Here is a 733-nt window from a genome sequence, read left to right as displayed (position 1 = left end):
CATTCTGGGGTTGGATGGGGATCCGACTCCGGGTGTGGTGGAGTCGGTGCAGGCGTTGGCCAAGGAGTTCGGGGATTTCGCTCATGATGTGGAGTCGGCGTATCGGAATTTGAGCAGCTTTGGTGGTGATACGGCGTCGTTGCAGTGGATCGGGCAGACCGCGGATGCGTTCAAGTCGACGTTCGGTCCGTTGCCGGGTCGGCTTCAGAAGCTGTACACGTCCTACAGCGAGGCCTCTGATGCGCTGTCGGCGTACGTGCCGAAGCTGCAAGCCGCGCAGAACAAGGCTGACTCGGCGCTGCGTCAGGCACAGGATGCGCACGCTGATCTGCAACGGGCCACCACTACGGCCACCAGTGCGGCGTCGGATTTGAAGACGGCCCAGCAGAATCAGACGTCGGCCCCCAACCCTCAGGCGGTCACTGACGCCCAAAGCGCCCACGATGCGGCGCAGAAGAACCTGGATGCGGCCAAGGGCAGGCTGGATGCGCTGTCCGCCCAGGCCAAGCAGGCTCATGATGAGCGTGTTGCCGCGGCGAAGGAGTGTGCCAAGGCGCTGCATCATGCGCAGTCTGACGGGATCCACAACAAGCATTGGTGGCAGCACGTCGGGGAGGCGCTGGCCGACTGGGGCGGGAAGATCGCCGAGGTGGCGAACGATCTTGCTCCGTTCCTGGACGTCTTGGCGCTGGCGACGTCTTGGATCCCGGGTGTGGATGTGATCACCGCCGGC

At 64.0% G+C, this 733-nt stretch carries 1 protein-coding gene; it reads left to right on the top strand.

From position 1 onward, the window contains the following. Position 1 precedes the first annotated feature (1 nt). A partial coding sequence (locus ABD481_RS46560; protein ID WP_344672330.1) for a putative T7SS-secreted protein occupies positions 2 to 733 on the top strand: 732 nt, incomplete at its 3' end.

Source organism: Catenulispora yoronensis, from assembly GCF_039531695.1.
Taxonomy (GTDB): domain Bacteria; phylum Actinomycetota; class Actinomycetes; order Streptomycetales; family Catenulisporaceae; genus Catenulispora; species Catenulispora yoronensis.
This window is presented reverse-complemented; position numbering and strand designations above follow the sequence as displayed.